The sequence below is a fragment of the Enterococcus sp. FZMF genome (assembly GCF_030263915.1).
Taxonomy (GTDB): domain Bacteria; phylum Bacillota; class Bacilli; order Lactobacillales; family Enterococcaceae; genus Enterococcus_D; species Enterococcus_D casseliflavus.
Window position 1 is genome coordinate 2060973 of the sequence record NZ_CP127160.1, and the last position, 26033, is coordinate 2087005.

Sequence of the window (26033 nt, forward strand, 5' to 3'; positions counted from 1 at the left end):
ACTTTCTATTTATTCGCTAATGCCTGTAAGGCTTTTGCTTTTTCTGGATCTTCTCGCAGCAATCTTCCCTGCTCAGTAAGGTTTAAGGTTTCTGCAGCAAACGGATTAGTGTCAGGCAAAGTTGTATTAGAACCTAGTGGCGAATCAACTGAATTCAATAGCGCTTGATCAACAGCAACTTTTAGTGCTTCATCCCATGCTTTCTTGAATGTTTTGACATCTTCCAAAATTTCTTCTGCGGTGTCACCTTTAATGCGTGCTGCTAACTCTTTGCTGATTCCGATCGACTGTAACTGATTACCTTTTTCAACAAATAATTGTTCTTGTCGAAAAGCTTCTTTTTCCTTTTCGAAGGCAGTCTTTTCTTTGTTTAGCAATTCTTTCTGCCGTTCTTCCTCGCTTAGCTTGGCCAAACGGGCAGCTTCATTCTTTTCTTCTTCAAATTCTTTCTGCCAGCGTGACTTTTTACTTTTGACAATAGAGTCTACTTCTTTGTCGTCCTTGAAACCAAACTTCTCTTTGATTGCTGCAATCTCTTCGTCGCTCAACTCTTCTACATTTAGCTGTTTTGATGTTTCAGAATCATCCGGAGTATCTGATTCATCTTTCTCAGCAAAGAATTGTAGGTTAAGTGGCAACAGTTTTTTGTTTCCCATGTTTATTACTCCTTCCATATCTTTTAGAGTGGATAAATGCTTGCACTTCCGAAGCTTTTAATGTCATCACGCTTGGACATGACAAAAAGCCTAGCGACTGCTAGACTTCTGATTAATAAGGAATACGAATATTTTCTTGTTTTTTGTATACATCCAAATACATTTCATTCTTATCCCCGTTGTTAGTTACTTCAAAGTAAAGCCCATCACCAGAGCGACTAGTTGATAAGAGCGCCTTGTTGTTTTGTAACGCTTTTACTAGCCAAACCACGTACAACTCTTCCTCTTTTAGTGGTGTATGTAGCGATCCCTTTCGTTCGTTAAACGCCTTGACGATTGCATTTTTTGCTGCCGTTACAAATTCTTGATCTCCCATTTTACACAATCCTTTCTTTTTTTAAGTAACTTCTAACTAGACTTCCGTTTCTTGAATCAATTGTTGTTTTGCAATCTCAACCATGCCGATAACCTGTGTTGAACTTAGTTGAGTGTAAAAGGTGTTGATAAACCCATCTTTATCCATGCCTACAACTATAATGCTGTCAGCGTCTTTGAAGAATTCTTTCGATTTATCCATAAACTCTTCATTGCTAACACCACGCTCTTTCTTGCGTTTCATCTCTCTGAAATCCAAGTGATTCACACTCCCATTATTTTTTTCTTCTGCAAAGCTATCTCTTCATCCGAATACTTTTCTTTAAGTTTGTTCATCCATTCGTTATAGGTTGTGTCGCCTCTGATTGGAATGACTTTCCCACTGATAGGATCTAAAGCATTCCTAGGTAGCTTCATGGTGCGTTTACTGTACATAATAGCTATTGTTCTGCACCAAGGATGAAATGGCGGATACGTTCCGCTAGCACCGTTTACCTTAGCTTCAGAAACTCGATAAATCTTATGATCTTTACCTTTACAGATTTCAGATGTCCGCAAGTCCAATACAGCTACTAGCATGTACTCTTTTACGCCGTTATCTTGCCACGCTTTGAGTTTCGCTTGGTTAGCCATGTAGTTAGCTTCTGTACGAATCAAGCGCCTAGCAACGCCAATAGAGCGGTCAAATTCACTAGCAATAGCCTTGGCCATCTCAAACTCAGACATGCCAGTCATAGACTCGACAGTGAATAACTCTTCCAGTCTTACGGCTAAAGCATCAGTATCGCCCCACAGCCGTTTAGAATAATTTGATCCATGCCAGTGGCTATCGAGGATGTTCTTTGTATACCTGGTAGACAATTCTTTGAACTGATAATCCTTCTTATTCCATACTTCAATGACTACGCCATTCTTGGCATTCTCTTGCGCCTTTCGGATGACTGATTCAGCAGTTGCCTCCCGATAGGATTCGTGAATAGCATCTACATAGAACTCTGTCTGTTTTTCTAACTGAACATCAGCAACTTGCTTGGAAACTAAAAAAGACTTGGCTTTCAAGTCCTCTGCACGAGTGATACGCTCTTTAAATGCTAATGCTTGCAATCGATTCTTTGCTGACGCTTGCAACTCTGGATCTTTAATCTGCTTGGATAGCTTCCTCAATTCCGCTAATTCCTCAACCGATGTTGTTTGATTCAGTATCCGTTTAGCCTCTTCCTCAGATAGTCCAGAACGTTGCTGAGAGCGTGCAAATAACTTCCTAACCTTTTGGGTTAAGTATGTCTGTGCTTGCCTGTAAGCCTTGGCTACAGCTTCCTCGACTTTAATTGCGCCATCGTTTATCTTTTGTTCAGCATCAATGTTCCGTCGTTCCCAGTAGGATAGCTTACGTTTCTTTTGAGCCATTTAATCAGCTCCTAGTCTTCCTGAACATCATCTTCAGGTTGTTCATCCAAATCTGAATGACTATCTTCAGCTTGCACACCTAATGCTTTCTGGTTCATCACAATAGCTTCTTCTTTTTCAAGGTGCAACTGTTTCAATACTTCGTCAACATCGTCAATATCTGGCAACCATCCTAGAAGAACTTTAAGCGGCAGAATACCAGCTTGATAAGCACTGACGATTTGATTGATGATATCGCTAGTGTTTACAGGTAAATTAGGCTTAAGTTTGATCTTCGTTCCTTGCGCATCAACGGAATTGTCTGTAACCTTCAAAATTGTTTCAAACAGTTCCATGCGCTTTCTCAAACCTTTAATCATATAACGTGATTTAACCGACATAAGCTGAAGTAAGCCAAACAGTTTGTACTTCATAGCTTCACCAGAAACATTTCCAGAAAACTTTTCATCATTCATGTCTGGTACATAGGTAATCTTATGAATATCGTCAAGGATTGCTGATCGTAAAAGATTAACACCGTCCTCATTTAATTCCTTTGTAAGATACCCTGCGTCTACTTCATTAGGCATTGCAGCCGTTTGAAGCATCTTTTCTTTCGCCAACTTCTCGCCATCACCATCTTCTAAAGTAAATCCTCTAATAAACAGAATTGCATCTACAAAGGCTTCTTTATCGTTTAGTCGATCAGATTGGAGTAGATTGTATGCATCGATCAAAGAAATAGCTTGTTCAAAGTCACCTTGCTTTTCTTCATTGTTCCGATACTCAATGACCGGCACTGCTTTGAAGTAATGTGGCTTGGCATCCACTAGTAAGTATTCGCCAAATCCCCTAGAGCTTGCGTGAAACGTAATCACTCGATTGTCGTTGTAATACTTAACCACATAGTGATCAATGCCGCCTTGTAGCGTTAGTACGGGTTGATAATGAACTGCAAACAAAGGGTTCTTGTCTACTGTGTCATCCGTAACTAAGAAGATACCTCTAGGATCAATACATTTGATTTCTAATTGTGTTCCATCGTTTTCCTTTGTCTTGTTTAGATACACAAGTTCATAACCAACGCCGAACGTCGATAGGTCTTTCTCCAATTCTGTATCATGAGAAACGATGTCAATCCTGTCGTAAGCATCTAAGATTGGCGATATGTTCTTATCTGATTCAGATACATAAGAAATCGGATTACCCACCATAAAACCAACGTTCATATCCACTACATATTTCGCATGGTTGATCAACACTTTATTATTTGGCGCTGCTTCATTTTCTTTCTTGCGATTAAGAATGTCATGCTTACCATCGTAATAATCTGATAGCCTTTCTAGTCTCGCCAATTCCATCATGTGCTGTTGGATACAAAAATTAAGCAACTCAGCAGACGGGTTATTTAAGTCACCGGCTATCTGTCTGTTAACTACTATTGCCACAATATCACCTCTCTTAAAATCCGAATTTAACTTTGCTGACGATTTGAGCTTTTTTGCTTTTCTTCAATTCGTGTGAGTAAATTGCATACCTTAATGCATCAAGAACATCATCAAATTCTTTGATTGGTTCCCCTTTTCGTTTATCCCAAACATATTGATAAATCTCGTTTGGAAACTTCTTAACTTTGTCACGACAGATAAAAAGCTTATCCGCTTTAATCTTCTTGGCAACAGATTCAACACCGCTTAATCTGGCTTTGTCTGCGTTAAATGCTTCGATGCGTTCACGTTTGAACCTAGCAACATGTTCTGGTCTAGCAGAATCACAATAAAAAGGTATCCTAGAGCCATATCGCTCTTGAATACCTTTGGCAATCTCTACCCAATAATCAATCTCTTCAAACTGTGTGGCATGTTCTTCTACGAGATATGCTGTCCCGTTATCTGTTTCACCTATAACAACAATTGATCCCCAGTGTTCGTATCCCCAGTCAACTCCACAATAGAAAGAGGATAACTGAGGGATTTCATTTGATTGGACGTAATGCTTACTCGCATCAAAGTCTTGATATACCACACCTTCAGCAGACACCCATAATCCTTTTATGTCACGATCGTAGAACATACCACTAGGCGTTGACTCTTTGATGTTTTCTCTGTATCGATCAGAAAGAAACGTGTTGTCATCTAATTCAAAATGAAACGCCTTGATATTTTTACTTGTATTGTCGATATATTCCTTTTTTAGCCAATGCTCTGGATTATCTGGGTTAGTATCGCCCAATATCCTAGCGCCTGTTCCTGAACAACGAGAAACGATTTCAGCAAATACTTCTTGCTTAGCTAATGAAGCTTCATTGATATATGCACCATGAGCCGTCATACCACGAATAGCACCAACACCGCCAATGTTTCCAGTGTATGCTTGAACCACCTTCACACCGAACAAGACAAAGTTATTATGCTTATCAAATTTGGGTTCAATGCTATACATGTTGTACAGTTCTTGCAGAATGTTCTTCTGAATAGTAGCACTCGATACACCAGCGAGAATATACATCGGCTCTTTAATGCCTTCTTTATCTGCTATCTTGCGCACACGTCTTAACTCAAACAAAAATAAGTCGTTGTTTATCTTTGTCTTTCCTGATCGCTTAGCTCCATGCAGCAAAGTAATGAACCAATCTTTCTTTACCGTTTCATTCAAAACTTGAATTTGTTTAGCAGTGTAAACATCACTAATCATTCAATTCACCACTAATCTTCTCTAACAACTCATCCAACTTATCTTCAGTAGTCTGAGTTGTGCCATTTTTGATTTTCTCAAGTTTAGCCTCAGCAAGTTTTATTTCCACTTCTGTTTTCTTAGCTTGCATTTCTTCTTTTTGTAGTTGAGCAGCCATAAGCTTATCTTGTCTATCTGTTCTATCTCTACTATCTCGCCACTTATCAGGACGCCTATTTTTTAACCAAAATATTTGAGCTGTCGTATCACCTTTTCTAGCATTTCTTAATAAGGCGTTTTCCACTTCGAAATCAACGACTTCTTTCCCTTTTTTTATGGCCTCCCTAATCTCCCGATGCTCACTTTTCCACCTGTACAATGTAGTTGTGCTTATACCCATTCTTTGTGCTATCTGTTCATCGGTCAGTCCATCACGTGCCCAACCTTCTAACAAAATAAGATTCTCTTGCTCAAGCCACTTTTTATATTTTCCAATTGCCACGTAATGACCTCCCTTCTGATTGGATTATGCTACGTATTTTTTGATATGATATTCAGAAATTAAACCAGTTTCTAAAAAGGCTTCTAAGAAATTAAAATCACTAGCTCTTTTTCCTTTTAAAAATTCAAAAATTCGTTTAACCCCTAATTCGTATTCGCATTCTAAATACATTTTAACGAGGCATTTTATAGTCACGTTAACAAATTCTACTTTGGTCATTTTTAAATAATCTTTATGTCTATTGTTATCACGTGGGAAATTATTCAAATACTCTATCTGTTCTTCGCTTAAAGGAACTTCTCTTTTGAACTTTTGAACAACTCCATCCCCACCAATAGTTAAGTTATAACCATTCTCGAAACTATTGTAATTGGATATATAATAAATTTCTTTTTCTACAGTATCTTCTTTACTCGTAGTTTCAGCTATGATTTCAATCGTGAAATTATCTTTACCGTATTTTCTTATAGCTTTTCCTATTAGACTATCAGCTTTGCAGTGTTCTTCAAACCTAGAATCGATGGATCGTGTGGTTATGCCTACATATTTTTTGTTGTTTACAATGTTAGTTATTAAGTAAACTACTCCATAACGTTTGTTTGTTAACTTAGCCACATCAACGCCACCGCCTTTCTATAAAAATCTGTTCAACCTCTCCACAATATGCGGATCACTCTTCCATCCATGCCCAATGTACACCAGCTTATGCCGATCGATATACTCGTCATTAAAATGCTGATAGCATTCAAGCAACGTATGCTTAGGTTTCAACTCCGCTTGTCGGATGTTCTTATGTCTAAGTATTCCTACTGATAGTTGGATGTAATAGTAATGCATATCAGTCACCCCAACTCATAGATTACTTTCAGCTTATCTGCTGAATACTCAAATGCCTGTGTGCTCTTATAGTTCATTGTGTAACCATTCTCCGACTCATACTGATCGTTAGGTTTAATTGTTCCAAGCTGCCGGTGAATCACGCCTTTAAGGTTTTGAGCTTCCATCGAGTGATAATGCCCTTGGTGAATCTCTAGCCAACTACTCTTGCTCCATACGTCTCGAAACTCGGTAGCGAATAGCATAGGATAATCGCCTTTTTTCCCAAAGTGTCCATGAGTGAGCATAATGCCTACATTGTCTAGCTGATATGCGACCCTTGGTAGGTTGTGTTTGTTTACCGATATCTGTGGATAGAGTGTCTCTAAGTACATTAGAAACAAATATTCAAAGTCACTGTGATTACCACTAGCAAATTCAATCCGCACTTCTGAGCTTTTTCTTAATGATTCATCTATCAGCGTAATGAAGAATGTTTTAGCCAACTCAATTGCTTCGACCATATCCACATCTTCAAGTTGGGTACCTTTGATCGTTTGGCTTGCCTTCATAGCGTTTGAGTGAAAGATATCCCCTAACACTTCTATAACGATTGTCTTATAGCCTTTATTTATGATTGCTAAAACATCGGATAGATAGGTTTCAAACTTTCGTTCCGACAAAATAGGGAAGTGCAAATCAGCCAACGGTATGACTAGATTGCTCTTCCCTTTGATAATTGGTTGAATTGTAATCGGCTTAGTACTTTGCAGCAATTTAGTAGCCAACGTTTGAATGTTCGCTGCCGCCCTCGGCTTAACAACTATCTTTGATTGATAAAGCTGTATAAGTCCATCTACTTGGTTGTTCTGTTCCCAGATGTTATTAGTCGCTTGAACCAATTCCCAATTTTCTGGATCATAACCATGTGCTTGTAATACATAATTAGGATTCTTCGACTGCTCTTCAGTCATACGCAGCTTGATAAGGTTTGTCTGAGTACCATCTGATTTGATTTCTGTAGATACTACATTCTTCTTATCCTTATCTGTTTGCTTAACACGCATATTCTTTTCGCTCGGTGGCAAATTCAACCTGGCACGTTTACTTCTAACGCTTGGCCATGAGAACTCTTTGCCGAACTCCTCTGAAAGCATTGGCGCTATCTCAATATTGGTTAGTCCTTCATTTGCCAATTCCGACAATCGTTTGACCTGCTGTTCTGTCCATTTAGTAATGTCTGCCACCTCGCTTTTCTGCAAAATAAAAAGCCACTCGCAATGAGTGACTTATAAAACTCTCATATCAGATACACGTCTGCCACAAAGGAATGAGAGTATTGACTTAAATTTAAAGCAACCTACACCGATTCCGTCGATTACTACCGACATCGCCTTGCTCTTGTACTTTGAGCGCCCATTTCCAACCCTCGGTTGCTAATGTTTCTCTCCTAACCTACACCTGAGAGGTGGCACACGTCTGTGCTAGTATTTTATGCCTATTAACTGATTCACAGACACGCTGTTTAATTCAGCCAACCAATCGGCATCCGATAAGATTGATTGTTTCCGTAGGTTCTTTAAGTCACTGGAGTGGTACTGCCCCACTCACGTTCTGATTTGTACTCACGCTGTAACTATAAAGTCACTTCTACGTACAGAACACCGTGTTCCTTAGTTGCGTCTTCTACTTCCGCCACAGTGACTATCGCCCACAGAATAATTTTTACGTATCAAAAGGAGGTTGAATGCCGTTGTGCGTTTCTGCTTGTGGGCGATATCTGATAATACTATTTTATAACATTTTTATGCCTCAAAAAGTTCAAAAAGGGTTCATAAATCAAGCTGTTTATCGACTTCTTCAAAAAACTTATTACGCAATCTCTTCGCCGTACTCACACTAGCAAGAATAATTCTCTGCTCCACCAACCCTTGCATCGTGTATTGCGGAAATCGTTTGATATACAACTCTCGAATGATCGTCTCAGTGTCACTGCCGCACTCATCGAGAAGTTCTTGTACAATCTGCTTATTGCGTTTCAACCGCCGAATCTGCTTATCCGTCTCGATGGTCCACAATGTGCCGAACATCAAATCGCTGTCGCTTCTTGTTCCCTTAATGTCCCCATTAACATCCTCTTCTCGATACGGAATTCGAATCTCTTCTTCAAGCTTTCTGACGTACTTATCCGTATCTCGGTAATCTTTCAACACTGCCTTGACTCGTTCAACACGCCATTTCTCCAATCACTTGCCCTCCTCATTGTCTTCCTTACCAAAAATCACACTTGCGACCACTGTCGCTATTACGGCTACAAATATTAAAACCGCTTCTGTCATTTTTGTACCTTCTCAATTTCTCGCTCTAGCCATTCATCTTTCGTTGCTAGCAAGGCACCTTCTTTGGAGTAATATTCATGGATCAACCTTGCTGGGTTTTCTTCGGTTCCCACACCTTCGAACGAAACGACATGAATAACTTCCATCATTTTAACTTCACGAACATGATTTGATTTCTTAGGTAGTCCCATTTTCATCCCCCCGCTTCCATCGCATCCCTGACTAACGGATCATTGATAATAATCTTGTACTTCATCTGCTCATGCTGCAGCTGCTGTTCTAGCTGCTCAATCTGCTGTTGTTGGTCAACTATTGTATAGGATAGCCAACTTAGACCAGCGATTGTCAGCAGTATCAACAAGATTGCATGACTAGTTTTCATTGGCTTGCACCACAACGCCATCAGACGTGCTAAAGTATTCTTTTTCTAACAATTTTTGATGTTGATAAATATTTCCTACTACCTCTATTCTGCTTCTAGCACTCATCAAATCTGTATCATAAATATGCTTGCCTTTGATTCTATACGCCCCGTTATCCATTCGGTATGCTTGTACATAGCTATGCCAGTAAGTATCACTGTAATTAACGGATGAACTTGTGTGCAAAAGAACATCCCCTTCAAAAATATCCACGCCGTTCTTGTCCTTTAAGCCAGTGGACTGCATGAGGACAACCTCATCTAAAGGGAAGAAATTAGAATCTCCGTACTCCCAGTGGTTAATTTTGATTGTCTTTCTTAAAAAATCAATGCTCACAACTTCTGTCAAACCTACTCGTTCATCCCAACATCTAAATTTTGGCATCATTTTACCCCCCCGTTCATGATATAATCGCCATAGGAGGCGATCGTATGAAAATTACTGTTGATCTAAACTCAGTTGTTCCAATAGCCGTCATTGATGCTGTTAATGAAATGATGTATCCATTACGAGTCATCGAATTAAGCGATGATCCTAACGAATTTCTGAAACAACTGAGGATTTACATAAATGAGTATTCTGATGAATTTTCTGAAATTCTTAAGCAACAATTTATGGTCAGAGTGACTGAACGTGTTGCATTCGATCTGAAAACACAAGGAATTTCAATAGTTCCAAAAGAAGACTCTTAGTGGGTCTTTTTTCCGTTATCGCTGACGATTGCGGAATTAATCGATAAACCTTATCAAGTCATGCTCATATAGCGCTATTGTTCCATCGTTCATTTCTACTACTGCGTATAGGTTGGATCTTTCTCCATACTCGTTAGCAGCATATTCGGATATCCACTGATGAAATTTGCCTTTTATTTCTGTGTCTGTGTATTCGCAACTAACGCAATACCGCACACTCGTTATTTCACTAAAAGCATGCTCTTCTTTCTTCTCTCGAATTACTACTGGTCTAAGAATCATCATTCTTCCTCCTGTTCCTGCACCCATTGGCTAAATACTTCTAAGACTTGAATTTCTTGTTTCAGATCCAATTGTTCAAAAGCTATATCCACATCATCAATCCAAATATCGGACAGCAAATCACTGATAGGATCGAATATGCTTTTCACAAATATCGAATGTTTACCGAATTGTTTTTTTAAATAATCCAACACAATCTGCTGATTCTCGTTGAGTTGCGGTTGTTTTAACATTTCAACGGCTTTATTAAATTCACTAGCGGTATAGCTTTTCCCATCAACTATTATTGACGGTTCAATATCTATACTTTTAAAAGTCGCACCACTGATTGTACCTGCAGTTATTTTGCGTTCTTCACTCACATTCATTCCTCGCTTTCTGCTATTTCGTCGTTTAATCAACTCGCTCTACATGTGATTGACATATTTGTATTCACACTAATTCAAATTTCTCCCTACAAATATTTTTTGGTTATCTCCAACACTTTCATAACAGTATCTAGAGGAATAGCATGGTTACTATCTAGATTGTGAACTATCTCTGGATATACATCATCATCTTGAATCCATAAAACCATTTGCTTTTTCCTATCGTTAAAATCAATAGTTATATTATCTGTAGACATTTGGAATGTAATATTGCTGTCTAGATCGTATAAGTCCATGCTAAAGTTTACCAAGTTATTGAACATTTCTTACTCCTTTCTTAGTTGGTTATTTTGGTGGATAGTGGATTATCCAGTAATTTCAATTAATACATCTGACCACGCATCTACAACACGTTCAAATAGTTCATCCGTAAAGTTCATATCACCATTTTCAAACACTAACTTATACCCTCCATCAATAGGGTGTGCTGTATAAGTTTCATCTTTTAAACAATGTCTTCCTTCAGATGAAAAAGATTCTAAACACAAAAATTTTCTCGTTGCATAGCTAATATGAATTGATTGATTCATTTTGTTTTCCTCCTAGTTGGTAATTTCTTCCGATCACTGACTCAATATCTCGACCGTTGCACCTGCAAAATTGCCTTTCTTCAAAGGTATCTGCAATCTGCATGCTCGATCCAAAGTCCATTTGTTCAGCCCTGACATCTCTGCGGCTTCACGCTGTGTGCTGAATTCTTTGACTTCACCATCTGGAAAAGTAAACCTGACTGGCGTTGAGTTGTATCTATTTTGCTTTGGTCGATCGTAACTCTTTCCCCACAAAGCCTTTCTCAAAACTCTGATTTCGTCTGCATCAGCACCTGGCGTATTAACTAACTTTTCCAACCGATACAAATCTTCTTTGTTAGCCATCATTCCACCCTCTTCATATTTCGCAATTTAACTACTGTCCGATCGCTGCCAAACGTCACAATAGCTGAGTTCTCAAGCACTTTGACACACACTGCTTTAAAAGGTTTTGTAAAACGTTCGGTCACGCACCAATACTCGATGCCTGCTTTTACTCTACGTTGCTTTCTGACTACTCGTGACGGTGGGCTATACTTGCCGTCTTGCACGCCTGTTACTGTGTCTGCTAGTTTCATTTGACTTCCTCCACTAGTACTGCGAATGCCCAATATCTTTCATCGATTGCTTTTATTTCTGATTCGGTAAATGTTGATCCGCTTGTAGTATTTTGAAATATCACTAAATCTCCATTATCAGCTTTAGTTAGATATGCGCCCCATGATGTTCCGGGAAGTTCAATTTGATATAGTGGTTCTTTCTTCACTTCATATCCAAAGATCCACGCTTTAGCAGTCAGTTCATCATTTTCGTTGTCTACAACCCAATTTTGAAAATCTTCCGAGCTAACAACTTCACCATTTGAGATTTGATAATATCCATTTAAGCAATCAGCTAGTGTAGCTTTTTCTTTGCATTGCTTGATCCAATCAGCTACAAACTTAGGTACCGTTTCTTTTGGTTGTTCGTCAAATTCTTCAATCCAAGTAGCAACATCTCTATAGGCATTCCTTTGTCCTCTTTGATATTCGCCATCTTCGTCTTTGTATCTTCGAATTAAATTAATTCCCGTCTGCGCTGCAACTTCTGCGTTCTTAACCATCTCAGTCAATTCTTGTTTGTTCATCTTTACTCCTCCGTTCCATTTCTTCACAAATCCATTTTTCACGAAAATCAAATCGCCTTTGTGCGCTGCGCACGATTTTTAGTTGTGCTATTAACTCTTTATCTGATAGTTTGCGTATTTGCTCTTGTGTCGGTGTCATCTGCTCACCTCTTAATACTGATAGTGATTTTCCCAATAAAATACGGTGTAAATCCCCTCGTTGCGTACGATCGCTTGTATATCGCTTTGTTTTATTTTTCTGTTGTTAATGAATTTAGCTAACGAGCTCGCCTTTAAAAATTCCGCCTGTTTCAATTCCATATCTACTCACCTCTCAAAATGGTAAGTCGTCATCGCTGATATCAATAGACGAGTTACCAAATGGGTCTGATTCATCGTTGTTGCGGTTTTGTTGGCTGCGAGTGTAATTATTCGTTTGACCATTTGAAACGCCGCTACCTTGTGTATTTTGGCTAGAATCGGCTTTCTTGCTTTCTAACAACTGGAAGTTGTCCGCAATCACTTCGGTGACATAAACTTTTTGTCCTTGTTGGTTATCGTAAGAACGAGTTTGAATCCGCCCCGTCACTCCGATCAACACGCCTTTTTTCGCATAGTTCGCTAATGTTTCAGCTGGCTTTCTCCAAATCACGCAGTTGATGAAGTCCGCTTCTCGCTCTCCGCTCTGATTCGTGAAGTTGCGATTCACAGCTAATGTGAAGGTGGCAACTGCGGTTCCGTTGCCTGTATATTTCAAATCCGGATCTTTCGTTAGTCTTCCGACCAAAGTTAAATTGTTTATCATTTTTCTTCCTCCAATTCATTTTCAATCGTTCGAGTACCTTGAATTATTTCGATCGCTTCAACAAGATTCCTAGCTACTCCATTGAGACACCCTTTCCGATTTTTATCTAAAAGGAACTCTTTTTGCTCTTGTTTTAATTTCCCTTTCGGCATTTTGATTTCTATAAAGAAAATCCGTTTATCTTCTTTTCGGAATCCGAACAAATCAGGGAATCCTTTTTCAAGGTTCATTTGCTTATGGCTAGCGCGTTTGACTGGACCTGTATCAACTTTCCAGCAATCATGCCCGATTACCTTGAGTGAATTTCTTATTTGCTTTTGTAAATCGAGTTCGTTCACATCTTTCCCCTCGCATTCAGATATCTTTCGGCAATCTGTTCTCTAGTTTCATTGCCATTTAAGAATGGATAACCTTGTGCTTTTTCTTCCTCAGCTATTTCGATTGCCAACCACTTAGCTTCTTCTGCGTTTTCTAGCATGCTGTTTTCTTCAAACACCTTAACTTGATTTTCCAATATCCTTACTAAGTCCGATCGCACAAGGCCGTTTTCTTTGAAGATAGCCAGATATGTTTGTCCGTCCATCTAACCTCTCCATTCGTCAAAGTCTACTGAAAAATCCATAAACTTCTTGTCAAAGATAAATGGCGCAACTCCTGTCATACCTTCTCTGTTTTTGGCTACATCACATCGAATCTTTCGGCTGTCTTTGTCGTCAGCAGAAAGCAAGAGCGTGACATTCGCATCTTGTTCTAATGATCCAGACTCTTTCAAATCACTGAGCATTGGCCGCTTGTCTTGTCTCTGTTCGACTGCCCTGCTTAACTGAGCTAGCAACACAATGGTGATTCCATAGTCTGTTGTGAGCTTCTTCAGCTCTCGTGTGACTTCGTTCATCACTTGACGCTCATTTTTGCGAGTATCGTTAACTGTGATCAGCCCTGCATAGTCTACAAACACGACATACTTCTTATCACTCAAACGCTGCTTAATTGCGTATTTAATATCGTTTAAGTTTGAGTACTCGGATGTATAGACACGTAGATCGAATGTATTTTTAATTTCTTCGTAGGCTTTGCGTGCTTTGACTTTATTTTCCTGTGACAGCTTATCCTTGCCCACAAATAGAAGTGAGTTGATATGTGTCTCTTTTGAAACCAGTCGAGTCATTAGCTCGTTTTGGCCCATTTCAAAAGTGAAAAAGTCGCACTGGACATTTTCGTTATCTGTAAATAATTTGTGCATGATGTTTAAAGCAAACGCCGTTTTCCCTGTAGCTGGTCTTCCTGCTAAAACAATCAACTTGCCACCAGTTAGTCCACCACCAAGAAATGCATCTAGCGGTTTGTATGTCGTTAGAACATCGCTTGGCTTATCCAAGTTCTCCGAGAATTCAGAGAATGCTTTATCCAACTTGCCATCAGACTTAATATGGTTCACGTCACGCTTTTCTTCTAGCAATCGTGTTAACTTATCGCCATCTGTCTTAGAAAGCGTCTCAGCGTATTTTATGGACGCTGAATGCAACTTACGGTCAAGATAATCATTGTGTATGATCCTTGCTAGTTCTCTTTCGATTCCAAGCTGATTCGCAGAATTCTTCAAGATGTCTAATTCATCAGCTGTCCCTGCTTTGAAGTAGTCAATGGTGCGCATTTCTCGATGGACCTGTTCGGTGGTGTATTTCATTCCACGCAGTCTCGTCATTGACTCTACAATCAATTTGCACTGAGAACTTTCAAACCATTCTGAATCGATGTCAATGTTGGTAATGATTGATGGATTATTTAGCATTTCAGCCACAAGTTTCAACTCATTGTTCATAGGCTTCAGACAACCTCCTTTGAGATTCAGCAATTTCATCGGAGATTGAAGAATTAACTTGTGGACGATATTCATTCAAATAATCATCAAATTTATTTCCAAAGAGTGTTGCTGGTCTTAGATACTTATTCATTTCTTGGTTGTTCAACCATTGGTTTGTTTTCACATCAATCACTTTCTTAAAATCATCTAATCGTTGACCTTCATTCCACCTTGCTTTGATCAGGTCTTTCCATTTCTGAGTAACTTTGAATGATTTACTTGTTGCTTCGTTCAAGTATTTGATGATGTCGCTATATGGTATTTTCTCTTTATCTATATCTCTTTCTTTATCTAATTCTTTATCTATATCTGTACCGTCACGTGACGTCACGCTAACGTCACGCTCTAATAGAAGCTTTTCTTGTTTCTTCCGTTCACGATATTCCCTGTTTCTTATGGCATTTTTCAACCTTACTTGTTCCATGCCTTCAACGTTTTGATGCTTTTCCCAATTACTAATTGCTATTAAGCCATCGTTGCTAAGATCAATCATGTTGAAACTAGCTAAGGTCGTCAGCGCTAATCTAACTGTGTTGACGTTTTTACCAAAAAGGGTTGCTAGCATTTCTTCTGAATAGGGCATATTTCTTTGTATATAGATTAAGCCATCATCATTAGTCTTCCCTGCTAATACGAGAAGTCTTATCCAAATGACTAAGATTGCATCTGACTCAGGAACAGCTTGAATTAACCTTATTTTTTCATCATCAAACATTGTCGTCTTAAGCTTAATCCAACTTATTTCAGCCACGTTATCCCTCCTTTGAATCGGACATCAAATGCGTCAAGTAGGATAATATTGCTAAGGTATCTTGAGTTGTAAGTTCATAACCATCTTCATACATTTCATCAGCGAATCTAATTTGTGCCCGCTCGTTTCCGTAGGTTTCTCCCATATATCTTCCAATTAGCCTGGAGTTTCCTGATTGAAACCCGCTGTTGTGCCAATATCCAAAAACTTCTCTTCTAGAAAGCAACTCTGGCAGATATCCGCTTTTAATCTTGCTGATGGCGAAATTCAATAGATCCTTAAACTCTTTTCCCCAATTTTCGTACTTTCTGCAAATCACAAGTTGCATTCCAACAGCTGTTTTTTCATCACGCTTGCTAAATTCTTCGATATATTTTTCTTGTAATTCAATTTCTTGCAATAGCTTTTTCTCTTGCCTGATAAACGTCTCTCTAAGGGCTTTCAGCTCGCTTGTTGATTCTTTTAAACGTTTGTAATTGTCATTGATCGTTCTCACGGTCATTGTCCCTCCTCTATCGCTTTCTTGAACAGCTCTTCTGTTTCGTACTTTTCATCAAAACGCATTATTTGAGCGTTACTCATAATGCCAATCTTGATTAAAGCTTCTTTATCTAAATAAACAGGCTTGATCTGATATCTCTTCAGAAATTCCTGTTGCCCAAGTTGGTGAGCAATATTGTGTGTTTTCCAATCCAAAGCCACGAATGGAAATAGCCGATGGTCAACGTTATTTCTATGCCGATTACCAACTGCCGTAACATGATGTATTTGCGCTCCTGGTCTACCAGAAACTGCACATTTTCGGTACTTGCAGCAATAGTAGAAAAAGCTATCATGTTCTAGTAGATATGAGTATCTTTGGTTAAGTTGGACCCCTTCTCTTATGACAAATTGAATGAGTTTCGTTATCCAAATATTGCCTTCATTCATACTTGCTATGGCGTGCGAGAAAGGTTCGTCTTCTGTGTACTCGTATTCGTACTTAAGCATTGTTTCTACGTGTCCTGGATCATCAACATACCAATTAGCTATGTCACGAATTAATGCGTGAGAAAGCTTATTCTGCTTTACTGAGAGTGGTTTGTTATCTAAGAGCTTCACTTTGACCAGATTTTCTTTCTCACGAGCCATCATTTTTAGGTATTCGGCATTTATTTCCTCTTCAAATTCGATAGTCAATCTTTTCCCTTGATGGTCGATTACTTTACCTAAATCAAACATTTACATCACTTCTTGCCTTGATAGTATTTTTCCAGTTCATTAAGATATCTAGTCAATGTCCCGAGTTGTTCTGTGTTAACCTTGCTGATATCTACTGAGTAACCAATTTTCTTTTCCGTAATCTGGTCAAAGAAATTTTTGCTTTCAAGTTTCGCCATCTTAGCAATTTCATCAGATCGTTTTTGCAAAGCTTCTTGTTGCGATTTTGTAATTGGTTTAGGTGTTGCTTGCTTAACTTGCTCGGTATATTCATCCGAATCTGCATCCTTGGTATCATCAATCTGATAAAGTCCGTTCATTGCATATTTACGGGCATAAGATGAAGCTGTTCCTGTTATTTGAGATTCATCCATTCCCTTTTTAGCAAGCGGTTCTCTAGCATAAGCTGTTGCGATTTCTACTTCCCCTGTTTTTACATCTTTGATAGATGCGGTCGCTTTAATGTAATGCCAATCGCCTATCATAACTGGTTCATCAGAAAGTTTAGGTACCAAGCCATAATTGTTTGCCAGTGGCTTCACTGCTTCCAGAATATCTTCGGCACTTCTATAGTTGTATTTACCGAAATTATTTCTTTGGCTCTTGGGAGCCTTCAATTCTGTTATCAAAAGAGATACTCTCTCTAGAAATGTTCGTTCTTTATCGCTCACTTAAATTCCTCCAATCTTTGATCTAACCAATCTGCTCCACTGACAATCCGTAATTCGTTCATAAGCAATGATGATGGTCCGAATTCCTCGACCATGCTTAGAAAGTTTTCTTGCTGTAAGACAAACTTAGTACGTGTCAGTCCGTTCTTTCTGTAGCCTATAAACAACCAGTCCGCTGAGTGTACGGGCGTTTCGTTGTCGTCTTCGTTCCAATGCGCTGATGGGTCAACCTCTTCTTGTGCCTCCTCAGAATGGATATTTGGGAACACGTGGCTGCTTTCGTCTTGAATCAGGTTGTCGTAATCTGTTGCGATATAATCTGACATCTTCCCACTCCTCTTTATTTGTGGTAAACTTAGGTAAATATTTTTTCGTTTCTGACTGACTATAGCTTGCCGGCTAGTCGGTCTTTTTGTCGTTCAATATTCTGCCTTGACTGAATCAACGGCTTGTTATGCTTGTACCATCGATCAGCAATGATTTTGCCTATACATAGCGCTTCTGCTCTGGTCATACTACTTAACCCCCATGATCCAAATCAGTGTTAACAAAAGTACGATGTTTAAACCAATGCTTAAATATGAAATTGCTTGGAGTTGTCGTGCTTTGTAAAAGTGATTTCTATTTAGACTTGCTAGCCATTTTTTATTCATGCTGACTCCTCCTTGAAGTATCGATCGATCAAAGCGAGCGCTTCTTCTTTTGTTGAGACGGTATGCTGCATTGTCGATCCACTATCTTCCTCAACTGCTATAGTGATTCTTTTAATCATTTTGTATTCACTCTCCTATTCTGGTTCGTGCGCAATAATTTCAACACCGACAATATAATCACCTAGTCTGTCGAATTCATCTTCTACAAGTGTACTGTCGCCTTTATCGTTAGTAAGTTCCATAGAGAACCAATCTTCATCAAGGTCGCGGAAATTAACGGGGTTATCCTCGAAATTAGCATCATATAGATCGTCTGAATCAATAGCTATTAATGATAAACCCTTAGTGTTACCGCCCACTTTGTAAGTAACGTATCCTTTGTAATCCCAAATCATAAAAGAAACTTTAATTGTGTGTTTGGCCCATGAAATATTCGGGTCATAAATAGTCAACTCTTTCATTTACCCAACTCCCCTACTTTTTGATCCGTATACTGCCGTAACTCGCTCACACGCTGTTCGAGCTGTTCCTTGTCGTTTTGCACCGTATTCAGTTGTTGACGCAAACTATCGGCTTCCTGTTGCTTTGTGTTGATTTCTTGCTGCTTAGCTTCGATCTCTCGTTGCTTGGCTTCGATTTCCTTTTGCTTGTCCGATTTGATTTGCTCAATTTCGGCTTTCAGCTGCTCCTGTGTGCGAGTGTTGTTAGATAGCTGTGATTCGAGTTCTGACACACGTTGCGATTTCGTTTGTCCGTATTGTAGGACTGTATTGAAGTTCGCCTTGATCGTGTCCAAGTCTTGGAATGCGTTACTTGCTGCGTAGCCGATAACTCCACTGCCTAGTGCTAGTCCGATGATTGCTGTTGTTTTTGCTAGTTTGTTTTTCAATGTTTTTTCTCCTTTATATGTTAATCTGCCGATTTAATCGGTTGGCATACAGTAGTTCCTGGTACCTTTTTAATTCGCGCAGTAATAGGTCACGCTGCTGGTCGCTCAACGGGTTTTTCTTGTCGTTTAGTTCGTCGTGTAGCATTCTGACTTTGTCTTTTGCTAGGTCGTGGATGGATAGTTCCTGTTGTAGTGTGTATGGCATAGGCTATTTACCCAGATACACTTCTGACAAACCAAGCAAGTCTGCGATAAAATAAAGATGTTCTTTCGTCAAATTTTGAATGTCATGAACAGTCGCTGGCTTACCATCAACTTTTATTCCCTTAGCTTCTGCAATTTCTATAGCAGCTGCCAAAGCGTCTTTTACGTTTTCGTGTTCCATTTTGGTTCCTCCTTCTATTCATTTGGGAAACTAGCAAATAATCTTTTCAAAAAAGGTCTTATTTTTTCTGCATCAACAATCCATTTTGACTTAGTGTTTCCGCCAGCCTTCTTTGCGATTCCGTTTTTCTGAACGTAGGGATCATTAATGATATGTTCCATGATCCATTTTCTTTCGTGTCTCGTAATTTCTTCCAAATCTGGAATTGTAAGCCATTCTGGTTTCAAACGTTCATCATATAATTGCTGCAAATATTCTTTGGCAAACTTCTCAAGCCAATCATTATCCGCAACGATTTCAATTCGAGGTTGTTCAATCATTACTTGCCCTCCCCGTTCGAATTCTTCATTTCTTCTAATTCAGCGAGTGATATCCCAAGATCGTCAGCGATAATTTGACGATACTTTCTAGCATTTTCACCGTTTTGAATTCCTGCGATTACTTGCTTTGTGTAGACAATTGATTTACCGCCGATCAGATCCGCCAAGTACTTTAAAGTCTTGCCTTCGCGGTTTCGTTTGATTTCTACAATTTCAGCAAAATCCGTGATAATCATAATATTCTCCTTCCTAAATAATTTTTAAGCTAACACCAAAGAAAGTAGTTGACGATAGTTAACTTTTAAGCTATCATAAGTACATAGTTAAATAAGCGCACAAATAGCTCTATATTAATGATTCAAAGTTTGGCGACCACGAATAATTAATTAACATGAGTTTTTTCGTTGTACTTGTTAGCTTTAATATTAGCTTATGAACACAGTATAATAGCTTTTAAGTCAATTGTCAAACGAAAATAGCTTAAAAGTTAATATATTTTTTCGTAAGCACTAGAAAGGTTGATATAAGTGAGTTTAGTACAAAATATCAAACGACTTGCAGACGAGAAAAATGTCACTTTTGCTGAAATCGAAAGAAAAGTTGGTCTCTCTAATGGACAAATCAGAAGGTGGGATAACGCTTCTCCTAAAGTTGAGAATGTACAAAAAGTTGCTGATTTTTTTGGAGCATCTATTGATGATTTATTGGAAAGGAAGGATATAACAAAAGAAGAGACTGAATTAAGAGCCGCTTTAAAAAATGTACTTTCGTTTGACGGCGAAGAAATGACCGAAAGCGATAAAGAAGCAATAATTGCTTATATGATGGGCCGTAAAGGTAAATAATGAGGTGATTTTGTGAACGAGCTGCGAAGCCAATTGGATGAACTCGGGGTCAAAATAGTAGTTAAAGAAATGGAAAAAAATGGATATTACGTTCCTGCGTGGAAAATCATTTTTGTAAATCAGAAATTATCTGATGAAGAGATGAAAAGAGTGATAGTTCACGAGATGAAACATGTAATTGACCACGAAGACTACGTCGCTCTATATAAGAATTTTGTTGCTCATTCTAAGATGGAAAACGAAGCAAACAATTTTATGGTCAACTATATAATTAATGAGAATGATGGTTTTTATAATTATAGTCAGGTTATAGAAACTTTCGACATTGGTATGGGATACGACATTAATTATTTCAAATAAAAAGCACGCCCCTCTTTCTTGGCGGTCAGAAGGCGTGCAGAGCAATAAACAAATAGGCTTATTTGCTATGCCTATTTTATCAAATATCAGGAGTTGGTACAATATGGCAAACATTAAAGAAGTAGCTAAAGACAATTGGCGTTACCGGGTTCGCTATAAGAAAAACGGAGTTTACAAGGAAGTTGCCAAACAAGGTTTTAAAACAGAAAAAGAAGCATTAGCAGCATCTATCGAGATTGAAAACAGGATAAAAAAGGGCAAGGCTTTATACAATGAATCCATGCTTGTGGGGGACTATTTAAAGATGTGGATTGATCTGAAAGCACGGACTGTCAAACAGTCAACTTTATATAGAATAAAAAAGTCCCTTCGTTTATACATCCTTCCACGTTTCGAGTTTTACAAACTCACCGAAATCGCGAGGCTTGAATGTATAACATGGATAAATGAACTCTGTGATCACTTAAATGTAGATTCTGTCAAATCATATGTTGCCCCATTTAATAGCGCGCTCGAGGATGCTGTTGTAGAATACCAGCTACTAGAATCCAATCCAATGAAGAATATAAAGTATCCTAAATCACACAAAAACAAAAAAGAAATCAAATTCTTTGAAAAAGATGATTTAGTTTATTTTTTAGACATCAGCAAATGTCACGCGGAAGAAAATGATTTTGTGGATTACCTGTATTTTGTACTATCAACACTCTTATCGCGAACTGGTTTGCGACTAGGAGAAGCTTCTGCATTAAAATGGGATGATTGGAACAGAAATAAAATAGAAATCAACAAAACTTTGTATCGAGAGGGAAAAACTGACTATATAAACCCTCCAAAAACTCAATCAAGCTATAGAATAATTGTAATTGACAGATACTTAATCGAATTATTGAAGAATTTCAAAATCAAGAAAAACGAGCTAGCCATCGCTTCATCCAGAAGCATACCTAATCAAGAGTATATTTTTACAGATGAACGCGGGAACTTTATCAAGCAGTCGAATTATAGAACCTACTTTTATAAAATGTGCGATTTAGCCGAGCTACCTCGCCTCTCGCCTCATGCACTAAGACATTCTCATGCAGTACACTTACTTGAAAGTGGGTCAAATATTAAATATGTATCGGAACGTTTAGGACACTCTTCGATAAATATGACCGCAAACGTGTATCTTCATGTTTCTAAAAAAATGGAAACTGAAGCTATATCTATGTATGAACGTTATTTCTAAAATAAATTCTATTTTCATGTGGATGTTTTGTGGATGAAAAAGCTAAAAAGGAGCTTTTTATGTTGGTTTGAAGGGTTTTAATGGAATATAAACGTTTTGGTTGATGAACCGCGGTGCGCTTCGCACAAGTACTTATTATACACATTAATAGCCATATATCAATGTTAAACCAGCCAAATCCTTTTCTAAATCACCTTAAAAGCTTTTTCTAAGTCAAGTTTCTCACCGATTGCCATTCATTCAGTGCTTCTTTATTCTACTTAAACAAGCTAGTCACGGCTCATGGGGTAGCTTTTCTTTTTGGCTTCCAATAAAAGCATACTTTTGGAAAGCAAACTCAATGAGAAATACTCTTGCAAAGCCTACGCTTACTAATAAAAAAGTACCGCTAGTCATGCTGATCTTTCAGATAGAAAACTAAAAAAAGAAGGGAGAGAAGCACTTGTAATCGATGTCGCAAATCACGTGATGGATAATCATACTTTTTTACTTTAACGAGGTACGCAATAAATATGTTACAATATACTCAAATAAACAAAAACAAAAGGAACAAAAGGTGTAATAATGAAAAAAATAGCGATAAACTTAACAATTCTCCTTCTGATGGTCATAGCTGTTGGTTGTGGAAATGGTAATGGTAATGAAAATATCACAAAAGAAGACTTACAAAAAAATGACTGGCTTATTGAGATAGATGATGATGATGGTGAGTATGCAGTGATGACAGCCACATTTAGTGAAACGAATCTTACTATTGGTATCGATAATAGCTCGCTACAATCAGAAGAAGATGATGAACTGGAAGAGCTTGGAGCAGCTTTTGATGGGGTAATCTGGGAAGAATTCGAGTATACCTACAACTATACCCTTGAAGACAATCAGCTAGTGATGCAAGATCCAGAATATGAAACTGAGATGTCCTACTTCTTCCTTGAAAGAGATGGTAAATATATTATTTTTACATTTATTGAAGGAATGAACGATGAAGATGGTAGCTTTGTGCTGACACCTCGCTAAAAAAAGGATCAGCCTATAAAGCGGGCAGCCAGTAAACTTACTTTGTGAATCCTCATATCTAGCATAAAAATACTATGGAATAAAAAACTCCTTTCCCGCTGAGAGGAAGGAATTTTTTATAGTGATCGAACCAGTTTCAAGTGCCCGATTGTGTAAACATTGACTGAGTCCTTCTCTATTTAGCTGGTCGAAAGCCCGCTTTGTAAGCTTCCATCTCTGTCTTGAACATACGAATCGGACTGGTCGTTTTCTTATAGTATTGACTGCCCGGCAGGTGATAAATCTTTTGTTTTGACCCTTTGATCAACCCTTTGCCCCGTTTATCTACATATTTTTTTCGTCCATCTCGAAAGCCATTATTCGTCGTTCCAGGTGCTTTCCCACCTTTTTTTACCAGCTTGATCTGAATTGCTTCCAATTGAAAGCCAAAGCCAGAAGTTCCTGAGGACTGGCCGTTTTTTGCCCAACCCATCCAGCCAAATTGTTGTGCATTGACTCGATAATAGACATCATAATACTTAGCGATCTCACCGGTAAGTTTGATTTGGATCGCTTCCAAACGCTGCCCCTTACCGCTTGTACCAGATAGCGCACCATTTTTTCTAAAAGATTTTTCCCATCCTTGTTTCTGAATGGATGTTTTATATTCAATACTTCCTTTATATTTTTCGTTTGTAATTTTTATTTTGATTGCTTCAAGTCGCTTCCCTTTTCCTGTAGTCCCTGACGTCTGAGCGTTTGTTTTCCATGATTGCCACCCTTGAGACTGGACATTCGTTTGATAGCTCACGCTCGGTGAAGAAGCAGCGAAAACTGTCACTGGAAAAACAACAAAACTAAGTAAGAAAACAAGTAATACAGAAACTTTTTTCATTTTATCCCCTCCTTATTTTTGATTATCTCAATATAATATCTAAAAAACAAACTTTTTATAAACAATAAGTAGTTTTTTATCAAAACAACTTATATAAATGATAACAGGACTGAAAAATCAAAAGAAGGATCACTCATGGAAAGGAGCCTTAAATGAGGAATGCGAAAATCAATTCATTCAGAATTAGGTTTACTTATTGTATTCCTTTCAATACTCAAAGTTGAAAAGTGCATAGGATAAAACTAGCTTTTCGACTACTGGTAGAATGTACCTCTCAACGCACGATGAAAGAATCGTTGTTCATTTTTCTGAAAATCTAAAATATGAGTGCTTGCGATATGGTATAATCTATTTCGTTGAAATTGTTTTGAGAGGATGGCATGATTGAAATTATTTGGATTGACCTTTGGCTTAAGAAATGTAAAAACTGGCATTAGTGTATTTCTATGTATTTTGATTAGTTTTCTTTTGAATCGTGAAACGTATGTTGTATCGACGATCACAGCTGTTTTCACATTACGAGAAGACCATGAAAACACTGTCAAATACGGGAAACATCGGATTGCCGGCAACAGCTTTGGCGCAATCGCTTCCGTATTTTGTATTGCGATATTTAACTTTTTCGGACATTCGTCCGTTATACAAATCATTGCGATCCCTTTAGTGATCATGTTGATGATCGCTTTATTGGTCAAATTTGATTACTCCGAGGGAACAGTTGGCGCCTGTGCCACACTATTGACGATTTTATTTATGATTCCTCAAACTGAATCATACTTGTATGCCTTTAACCGGATTATTGACAGCTTCACAGGCATGACGATCGCCATACTGGTAAATCGCTTTTTTCCATTCCCCAATAAACGCACTGCACAAACGAAGGCAACACCGAGTCAGAGCGATTCGGTTTGAAACAAAGCAGAAAAAGAACCCCATCTCAAAACGGCATTGAGATGGGGTTTTAAAAATGGATCAGTTACTGAAAAATACTTGTTGGTCTTCAACTAATGGATAAGCGATCGGTACATTGCCTTCCAAATCTTCTTTATTCATATCGACTGCAACGATTTGACTATTTTCATACGTACGATAGTAATAGATCCCTTTGTCTGTATTGCAGCAAGAAGTATAAATCGTGTATTCATAGTTTTCATTTCCAATATCACATAGTCCTTTTTGCTGTTCGACCGAACCTAGAATATGGAAAAACTGACTAATGCTTTCGGATTCAGATTCTCCAGAAACGGAATTCAATCGGGTAAATGCCGCTTTGACAAAACGAGACATCGAAGAAAGATCTCCTGGCAGACCTAAGCCCCCCATTCCACGACTGTACTCATCAAAATCCAGCTTGTCAGAAAAATGCGTTTCTGGTGTTTTCGATGATAACACACGGTAGTTATTCAAATTGAATAACTGGTAGTCAAATGGCGGATTATTCGTTAAGACCCCGACCGGATTTTCATGAATATGAAGACCATCACTCATACTCTCAACAACGATGGCGCTCTTTTTATCAGCAATCATCCAATGCAATGGCGATAATGGTAGTTCTTCACTAAAATTGATCTTTACCAGATTAACCTTCGCCAACAGGGCTTTTGCTTCTTCCACGGTAGCGCATTGTCCTAGTAACCATGGGATGAATTCAAAAGGCGTGACGTTTTCTTTCCCCTCTTGAAACTCATTGTATACAGCATTTTCTGGAAAATTCAAACCAGCGATACCTAAGCCTTTTTCGTTGACCGCATCATAATAGAGTGGGTATTCAGCGACTCCAGCAGCAATCCCGATCATCGCATAATGGTGATCTATTTCACTTGCTTTGCGAAATTTCAATTGGTAATTTCTCGGAGTAATGGTCACCACTTCTTTATAAGAAACATCGTAATCAAAATTTCTGCCAAAATAATGATCCTTCGTTACATACGTTAGCGCAGTACACATCCTAATTCCTCCTAA

Annotated in this window: 44 protein-coding genes; 6 read left to right on the forward strand and 38 right to left on the reverse strand. The window is 38.4% G+C overall.

Annotated features, from left to right (window positions below):
- Positions 1-5: 5 nt before the first annotated feature.
- From QN079_RS09970 to QN079_RS10030, 13 genes are all read right to left on the reverse strand, one after another.
- A complete protein-coding gene (locus tag QN079_RS09970; protein ID WP_289229654.1) occupies positions 6-656 on the reverse strand; it encodes a DUF4355 domain-containing protein in 651 nt (216 codons plus the stop codon).
- A 112-nt stretch (positions 657-768) separates the two neighbouring features.
- Positions 769-1032, reverse strand: a complete 264-nt coding sequence (locus tag QN079_RS09975; RefSeq protein ID WP_289229655.1) for a DUF6275 family protein — start codon at positions 1030-1032, stop codon at positions 769-771.
- Positions 1033-1068: 36 nt separating this feature from the next.
- The gene (locus tag QN079_RS09980) at positions 1069-1299 is read right to left on the reverse strand and encodes a hypothetical protein (protein ID WP_167827170.1); all 231 of its coding nucleotides are present in this window, start codon (positions 1297-1299) and stop codon (positions 1069-1071) included.
- The gene (locus tag QN079_RS09985) at positions 1296-2438 is read right to left on the reverse strand and encodes a minor capsid protein (protein WP_289229656.1); all 1143 of its coding nucleotides are present in this window, start codon (positions 2436-2438) and stop codon (positions 1296-1298) included. The genes QN079_RS09980 and QN079_RS09985 overlap by 4 nt, the downstream gene beginning before the upstream one ends.
- 11 nt (positions 2439-2449) lie before the next feature.
- Complete coding sequence (locus QN079_RS09990; RefSeq protein WP_289229657.1) at positions 2450-3865, reverse strand: phage portal protein; 1416 nt, start codon at positions 3863-3865, stop codon at positions 2450-2452.
- Between the two features lie 13 nt (positions 3866-3878).
- Entirely contained in the window at positions 3879-5111 is a 1233-nt protein-coding gene (locus QN079_RS09995) for a PBSX family phage terminase large subunit (RefSeq protein WP_289229658.1), read from the reverse strand.
- The gene (locus QN079_RS10000) at positions 5104-5592 is read right to left on the reverse strand and encodes a transposase (protein WP_289229659.1); all 489 of its coding nucleotides are present in this window, start codon (positions 5590-5592) and stop codon (positions 5104-5106) included. The genes QN079_RS09995 and QN079_RS10000 overlap by 8 nt, the downstream gene beginning before the upstream one ends.
- Positions 5593-5616: 24 nt before the next feature.
- Positions 5617-6207 (reverse strand): GIY-YIG nuclease family protein, encoded by a 591-nt coding sequence (locus QN079_RS10005; protein WP_289229660.1) that lies wholly within the window; start codon positions 6205-6207, stop codon positions 5617-5619.
- A gap of 227 nt (positions 6208-6434) precedes the next feature.
- The gene (locus tag QN079_RS10010) at positions 6435-7655 is read right to left on the reverse strand and encodes a helix-turn-helix domain-containing protein (protein WP_289229661.1); all 1221 of its coding nucleotides are present in this window, start codon (positions 7653-7655) and stop codon (positions 6435-6437) included.
- Between the two features lie 585 nt (positions 7656-8240).
- Positions 8241-8654, reverse strand: a complete 414-nt coding sequence (locus QN079_RS10015) for a DUF722 domain-containing protein (protein WP_289229662.1) — start codon at positions 8652-8654, stop codon at positions 8241-8243.
- Between the two features lie 89 nt (positions 8655-8743).
- Positions 8744-8938: a hypothetical protein gene (locus QN079_RS10020; RefSeq protein WP_289229663.1), complete on the reverse strand. Its 195-nt coding sequence runs from the start codon at positions 8936-8938 to the stop codon at positions 8744-8746.
- 2 nt (positions 8939-8940) lie between these two features.
- A complete protein-coding gene (locus QN079_RS10025; RefSeq protein ID WP_289229664.1) occupies positions 8941-9129 on the reverse strand; it encodes a hypothetical protein in 189 nt (62 codons plus the stop codon).
- On the reverse strand, positions 9119-9556 hold the full coding sequence (locus tag QN079_RS10030) for a YopX family phage-derived protein (protein ID WP_289229665.1): 438 nt from the start codon (positions 9554-9556) through the stop codon (positions 9119-9121). Before QN079_RS10030 ends, QN079_RS10025 begins: the two co-directional genes overlap by 11 nt.
- Positions 9557-9600: 44 nt before the next feature.
- On the opposite strand from QN079_RS10030, the gene QN079_RS10035 reads away from it, so the two are divergent.
- Positions 9601-9861 (forward strand): hypothetical protein, encoded by a 261-nt coding sequence (locus QN079_RS10035; RefSeq protein ID WP_142974169.1) that lies wholly within the window; start codon positions 9601-9603, stop codon positions 9859-9861.
- Positions 9862-9897: 36 nt separating this feature from the next.
- Here QN079_RS10035 and QN079_RS10040 read toward each other — a convergent pair whose 3' ends face one another.
- The 23 genes from QN079_RS10040 to QN079_RS10150 all read right to left on the reverse strand — a co-directional run bounded on the left by QN079_RS10040 (position 9898) and on the right by QN079_RS10150 (position 19980).
- Positions 9898-10170, reverse strand: a complete 273-nt coding sequence (locus tag QN079_RS10040) for a hypothetical protein (RefSeq protein WP_123836405.1) — start codon at positions 10168-10170, stop codon at positions 9898-9900.
- Positions 10143-10511 carry a hypothetical protein gene (locus QN079_RS10045; RefSeq protein WP_289229666.1) on the reverse strand — a complete coding sequence of 123 codons (369 nt, stop codon included), beginning with the start codon at positions 10509-10511 and terminating at the stop codon, positions 10143-10145. Before QN079_RS10045 ends, QN079_RS10040 begins: the two co-directional genes overlap by 28 nt.
- 365 nt (positions 10512-10876) lie before the next feature.
- Positions 10877-11101 carry a hypothetical protein gene (locus QN079_RS10050; RefSeq protein WP_270788439.1) on the reverse strand — a complete coding sequence of 75 codons (225 nt, stop codon included), beginning with the start codon at positions 11099-11101 and terminating at the stop codon, positions 10877-10879.
- A 33-nt stretch (positions 11102-11134) separates the two neighbouring features.
- Positions 11135-11446 carry a hypothetical protein gene (locus tag QN079_RS10055; protein WP_289229667.1) on the reverse strand — a complete coding sequence of 104 codons (312 nt, stop codon included), beginning with the start codon at positions 11444-11446 and terminating at the stop codon, positions 11135-11137.
- Entirely contained in the window at positions 11446-11679 is a 234-nt protein-coding gene (locus QN079_RS10060; protein ID WP_289229668.1) for a hypothetical protein, read from the reverse strand. The genes QN079_RS10055 and QN079_RS10060 overlap by 1 nt, the downstream gene beginning before the upstream one ends.
- Positions 11676-12227, reverse strand: a complete 552-nt coding sequence (locus QN079_RS10065; RefSeq protein ID WP_289229669.1) for a DUF1642 domain-containing protein — start codon at positions 12225-12227, stop codon at positions 11676-11678. The genes QN079_RS10060 and QN079_RS10065 overlap by 4 nt, the downstream gene beginning before the upstream one ends.
- Entirely contained in the window at positions 12205-12366 is a 162-nt protein-coding gene (locus QN079_RS10070) for a hypothetical protein (RefSeq protein ID WP_289229670.1), read from the reverse strand. The genes QN079_RS10065 and QN079_RS10070 overlap by 23 nt, the downstream gene beginning before the upstream one ends.
- A 174-nt stretch (positions 12367-12540) precedes the next feature.
- Entirely contained in the window at positions 12541-13011 is a 471-nt protein-coding gene (gene ssb, locus QN079_RS10075; protein ID WP_289229671.1) for a single-stranded DNA-binding protein, read from the reverse strand.
- Positions 13008-13349, reverse strand: a complete 342-nt coding sequence (locus QN079_RS10080) for a VRR-NUC domain-containing protein (protein WP_289229672.1) — start codon at positions 13347-13349, stop codon at positions 13008-13010. Before QN079_RS10080 ends, ssb begins: the two co-directional genes overlap by 4 nt.
- Positions 13346-13594, reverse strand: coding sequence for a hypothetical protein (locus QN079_RS10085; RefSeq protein ID WP_289229673.1), 249 nt, complete (start codon positions 13592-13594; stop codon positions 13346-13348). The genes QN079_RS10080 and QN079_RS10085 overlap by 4 nt, the downstream gene beginning before the upstream one ends.
- Complete coding sequence (locus QN079_RS10090; RefSeq protein ID WP_289229674.1) at positions 13595-14833, reverse strand: DnaB-like helicase C-terminal domain-containing protein; 1239 nt, start codon at positions 14831-14833, stop codon at positions 13595-13597.
- Entirely contained in the window at positions 14823-15626 is an 804-nt protein-coding gene (locus tag QN079_RS10095; protein WP_195960522.1) for a phage replisome organizer N-terminal domain-containing protein, read from the reverse strand. Before QN079_RS10095 ends, QN079_RS10090 begins: the two co-directional genes overlap by 11 nt.
- A 1-nt stretch (position 15627) precedes the next feature.
- Positions 15628-16122 (reverse strand): hypothetical protein, encoded by a 495-nt coding sequence (locus tag QN079_RS10100; protein WP_289229675.1) that lies wholly within the window; start codon positions 16120-16122, stop codon positions 15628-15630.
- Between the two features lie 2 nt (positions 16123-16124).
- Entirely contained in the window at positions 16125-16847 is a 723-nt protein-coding gene (locus QN079_RS10105) for a putative HNHc nuclease (protein WP_289229676.1), read from the reverse strand.
- Positions 16848-16852: 5 nt separating this feature from the next.
- Entirely contained in the window at positions 16853-17497 is a 645-nt protein-coding gene (locus QN079_RS10110) for an ERF family protein (RefSeq protein ID WP_289229677.1), read from the reverse strand.
- Positions 17494-17823, reverse strand: coding sequence for a hypothetical protein (locus tag QN079_RS10115; RefSeq protein ID WP_289229678.1), 330 nt, complete (start codon positions 17821-17823; stop codon positions 17494-17496). The genes QN079_RS10110 and QN079_RS10115 overlap by 4 nt, the downstream gene beginning before the upstream one ends.
- 189 nt (positions 17824-18012) lie before the next feature.
- Complete coding sequence (locus QN079_RS10120; protein WP_174784177.1) at positions 18013-18150, reverse strand: hypothetical protein; 138 nt, start codon at positions 18148-18150, stop codon at positions 18013-18015.
- Entirely contained in the window at positions 18147-18269 is a 123-nt protein-coding gene (locus QN079_RS10125; protein ID WP_289229679.1) for a hypothetical protein, read from the reverse strand. Before QN079_RS10125 ends, QN079_RS10120 begins: the two co-directional genes overlap by 4 nt.
- Positions 18270-18284: 15 nt before the next feature.
- Positions 18285-18611: a DUF5406 family protein gene (locus QN079_RS10130; RefSeq protein WP_123067483.1), complete on the reverse strand. Its 327-nt coding sequence runs from the start codon at positions 18609-18611 to the stop codon at positions 18285-18287.
- Positions 18608-19039, reverse strand: coding sequence for a hypothetical protein (locus QN079_RS10135; protein ID WP_289229680.1), 432 nt, complete (start codon positions 19037-19039; stop codon positions 18608-18610). Before QN079_RS10135 ends, QN079_RS10130 begins: the two co-directional genes overlap by 4 nt.
- Before the next feature lie 208 nt (positions 19040-19247).
- Positions 19248-19424 (reverse strand): hypothetical protein, encoded by a 177-nt coding sequence (locus QN079_RS10140; RefSeq protein WP_289229681.1) that lies wholly within the window; start codon positions 19422-19424, stop codon positions 19248-19250.
- A gap of 14 nt (positions 19425-19438) precedes the next feature.
- On the reverse strand, positions 19439-19744 hold the full coding sequence (locus tag QN079_RS10145) for a DUF771 domain-containing protein (protein ID WP_142434657.1): 306 nt from the start codon (positions 19742-19744) through the stop codon (positions 19439-19441).
- Positions 19744-19980: a hypothetical protein gene (locus QN079_RS10150; protein ID WP_041119120.1), complete on the reverse strand. Its 237-nt coding sequence runs from the start codon at positions 19978-19980 to the stop codon at positions 19744-19746. The genes QN079_RS10145 and QN079_RS10150 overlap by 1 nt, the downstream gene beginning before the upstream one ends.
- Positions 19981-20271: 291 nt before the next feature.
- Between QN079_RS10150 and QN079_RS10155 the strand changes: the two genes are divergently transcribed.
- The 4 genes from QN079_RS10155 to QN079_RS10170 all read left to right on the forward strand — a co-directional run bounded on the left by QN079_RS10155 (position 20272) and on the right by QN079_RS10170 (position 23197).
- A complete protein-coding gene (locus tag QN079_RS10155) occupies positions 20272-20589 on the forward strand; it encodes a helix-turn-helix domain-containing protein (RefSeq protein WP_086317086.1) in 318 nt (105 codons plus the stop codon).
- A 12-nt stretch (positions 20590-20601) separates the two neighbouring features.
- Positions 20602-20949: an ImmA/IrrE family metallo-endopeptidase gene (locus QN079_RS10160; protein ID WP_103299948.1), complete on the forward strand. Its 348-nt coding sequence runs from the start codon at positions 20602-20604 to the stop codon at positions 20947-20949.
- A 103-nt stretch (positions 20950-21052) separates the two neighbouring features.
- Entirely contained in the window at positions 21053-22180 is a 1128-nt protein-coding gene (locus QN079_RS10165) for a site-specific integrase (RefSeq protein ID WP_289229682.1), read from the forward strand.
- A 564-nt stretch (positions 22181-22744) separates the two neighbouring features.
- The gene (locus QN079_RS10170; protein WP_289229683.1) at positions 22745-23197 is read left to right on the forward strand and encodes a hypothetical protein; all 453 of its coding nucleotides are present in this window, start codon (positions 22745-22747) and stop codon (positions 23195-23197) included.
- A gap of 175 nt (positions 23198-23372) precedes the next feature.
- On the opposite strand, the gene QN079_RS10175 is transcribed toward QN079_RS10170, so the two are convergent.
- Positions 23373-24071: a sunset domain-containing protein gene (locus QN079_RS10175; protein WP_289229684.1), complete on the reverse strand. Its 699-nt coding sequence runs from the start codon at positions 24069-24071 to the stop codon at positions 23373-23375.
- Between the two features lie 384 nt (positions 24072-24455).
- Between QN079_RS10175 and QN079_RS10180 the strand changes: the two genes are divergently transcribed.
- On the forward strand, positions 24456-24983 hold the full coding sequence (locus QN079_RS10180; RefSeq protein ID WP_289229685.1) for an FUSC family protein: 528 nt from the start codon (positions 24456-24458) through the stop codon (positions 24981-24983).
- Between the two features lie 60 nt (positions 24984-25043).
- Here QN079_RS10180 and bsh read toward each other — a convergent pair whose 3' ends face one another.
- On the reverse strand, positions 25044-26018 hold the full coding sequence (gene bsh / locus QN079_RS10185; RefSeq protein WP_289229686.1) for a choloylglycine hydrolase: 975 nt from the start codon (positions 26016-26018) through the stop codon (positions 25044-25046).
- Positions 26019-26033 lie beyond the last annotated feature (15 nt).